Here is a 2,500-nt window from a genome sequence, read left to right on the forward strand (position 1 = left end):
GGCAGGTGATTCAGCTGGCTCCTGGGCGTGGGCATCTGAATGTGCTGGATCCGGGAGAGATTAGCGCGATCGCGGATCGGCTTCCGCCTGATATTCGTGAAAAGCTGCTCGTGGATGCTCATACTCGCAAACTTCAGCTGTTGCTGGCCCTGATTTCGATTCTGCGGAAAGGGCATGTGACGCCGAATGAGGAAAATATTTTGGATAAGGCCCTGGTGTTGTTAGAGACAGAGCATGAGGGTGTGCCGGTGGTGCAGGATCTTTTAGACGTGATTGTTTCTCGTCCTCAGGCGTTGCAGGATATCGCGTTGGATCGTGGGGATCCTGACCGCTATAAGGACGCAACGGATGCGTTGGTGGCGTCGTTGATGTCGCTCAATGGGCAGGGCCGGTTCGGGGATATGTTTTCCAAGCCGACGTCTGCGGCGTTGCGGATGGATCGTCCGGCGGTGTTTGATGTGTCGCAGATCGGGGATATTCACCGTGATGTGCAGGCGGCGGCGTTGTTGGCGTGTTGGACAACGACGTTCGCTTCGGTTGAGGTTGCGCATGCGTTAGCGGATGCCGGGTTAGGGCCGCGGCGTAATTATTTTGTGGTGCTGGACGAGTTGTGGCGGGCGTTGCGCGCTGGTGCGGAGATGGTGAACCGTATTGACGCGCTGACTCGGTTGAACCGTAATGAGGGCGTGGGGCAGGCCATGATTACGCATACGATGAGTGATCTGGAGTCGTTGCCGACAGAGACGGAGCGGCAGGCTGCTCGGGGTTTTGTGGAGCGCTCAGGGATGGTGATTACGGGTGCGTTACCGCATGCGGAGATGGAAAAGCTGCGGCAGGCGGTGACGGTATCGAATGCTGAAGCGGCCCGGTTAGTGTCGTGGGCGGATCCGGGGTCGTGGTCGCGGATCGCGAAGAAACGATCTCGTTCTGGTGCTCCTCGGCAGGCTCCGGGGGTTGGGAAATTCATGATCAAGGTTGGTGGCCGTCCAGGGATTAGTGTGGCGGTACGCCTGACCCAGGTCGAGATTGAGATGAATAATACGAATAAGCGGTGGGGTAATAGTGATGGCACGGTGAATGTTGCCAGTGCTAATGAAGTGACGAATAGTATTGTGGACGCGGTTAGCGGCGGGACGCTAGTTCCGGCTGCGGATGGGTATGGGTATTATGTCGACGCCGAATAAGAAGCGGGGGAATTATACTGAGGCCCTGCTGGTGTGGGGTGTGCTCGGGGTGCTGGGCCTGGGTGTGGGGGTGTTCTATGCGGGGTATCTCGGGGGTGCGTTTCTAACGGGGCAGGCGGTGAGTGAATATCATCCGGTGGGTGCTCTGGTGGGGGTCGTGAAGGGGGCAGCGCCGTGGAGTGCTGCTTCTACGGTTATTTCCTGTGGTAGCGCGGTAGTGCTGCTGGCGCTCGGTGTGCTGGTGGGTCGGCGGTGGTTGTTTCGGTCGCCGCAGCAGAAGATTGATCGGGCGGGCCGGTATATGGGTGCCGGGGCTGATATTGCGTTTTTGAAGAAGAAGCAGGCGTTAGCGGATGCGCGGCGTTTAGGGGTAGATTCGCCGGGGTTACCGATTGCTAAGACCCTTGCTGGGGAGATGCTGTTCTCTTCGTGGGAAAACGTGTGTGTTGATATTTGGGGGCCACGGACTGGTAAAACGACTTCGCGTGCTATTCCGGGGATTATCGCGGCCCCGGGTGCGGTGTTGGTGACGTCGAATAAGCGGGATATTGTGGATGCGACCCGCCGGGTGCGTCAGGGTGTGGGGCAGGTGTGGGTGTTTGACCCGCAGCAGGTGGCTGGTGAGGAAGCGTCGTGGTGGTGGGATCCGCTGTCTTATGTGAGTGATGATGTCAAAGCGCGGAAGCTTGCGCAGCATTTCGCGGCGGGCTCTCGTGATGAGAAAGCGAAAACGGATGCGTTCTTTGATGAGGCCGCGCAGGATCTTTTAGCGGCGTTGTTATTGGCGGCAGCGGTTAATCGGGATCAGATTACACAGGTTTACCAGTGGTTAACGCGGGAAACGGAAGATGAGCCGGCGAGTATTTTGCGGCAGGCGGGGTTTGTGCAGATGGCTCAGGCTGTGGAAGGGGTGATTTCATCTCCGGATCGTCAGCGTGGTGGCGTGTATGGTGTGGCGCGGCAGATGGCGAACTGTTTGATGTCGCAAGCGGTGTTGGACTGGATTACCCCCGCTGGGGATGGGGTAGATCGGCGGGAGCAGCTGGTGCCCGAGGACTTTGTGCGGGGGAAGAATACGCTGTATTCCCTCTCGAAAGAAGGCGCTGGTACGGCGGGGCCGTTGGTGACAGCGTTGACGGTGGCCACGGTGGAAGCGGCGGAAGAGATGGCTATTGATGCAGGTGGCCGTCTGAGTACCCCGATGGTGGTGATGCTGGACGAGGCAGCGAATGTGTGCCGGTGGGCTGAGCTGCCGAATCTTTATTCGCATTATGGTTCCCGTGGGATTGTTGTGTGCACGATTTTGCAGTCTTGGT

General features: G+C 58.4%; 2 protein-coding genes. Both read left to right on the plus strand.

Translation table 11 applies throughout. From position 1 onward, the window contains the following. The coding region (locus D8M41_RS11660) for an ATP/GTP-binding protein (protein ID WP_202976002.1) at nt 1-1,184 on the plus strand (1,184 nt) is incomplete at its 5' end. Beyond that, nucleotides 1,159-2,500, plus strand: a 1,342-nt coding sequence (locus tag D8M41_RS11370; protein ID WP_238693533.1) for a type IV secretory system conjugative DNA transfer family protein, incomplete at its 3' end; no start/stop codon positions are given. The genes D8M41_RS11660 and D8M41_RS11370, both read left to right, overlap by 26 nt.

The organism is Rothia sp. HSID18069 (assembly GCF_003989155.1).
GTDB classification, from domain to species: domain Bacteria; phylum Actinomycetota; class Actinomycetes; order Actinomycetales; family Micrococcaceae; genus Rothia; species Rothia aeria.